Here is a 270-nt window from a genome sequence, read left to right as displayed (position 1 = left end):
GTCCTTGGTCATCTCGTTCCAACCGTACCAGTATGCGTAGTCGGGGTTGACATGGAAAAATCCCTGGTAAGCACGCATCCGGTGTTTCATGTACATCTGCACCAGCACCTGATCGATATAGGAGAGTTTGTCTAAATCCTTCTCCCAGGACTCTCCGTTGGTGTGCATGAAAGTAAGCAGGAAGGGGTAGTCGGCAGGATAGGTGGCTGGTTTTTCGATGATGCCTTCTTCGTAGAGGGCGGCTATCGTGGTGATGGCCTCGGCCATGAG

The 270-nt window shown here is 52.2% G+C and carries 1 pseudogene; it reads right to left on the bottom strand.

The features are described from left to right. A pseudogene (locus tag ACYQ8U_RS23435) lies at nucleotides 1-270 on the bottom strand (multiheme c-type cytochrome); the annotation flags it as partial.

This window comes from Desulfocastanea catecholica (assembly GCF_054657295.1).
Note: the sequence above shows the minus strand (reverse complement) of the source record. Positions and strands in the feature narration are given on the sequence as shown.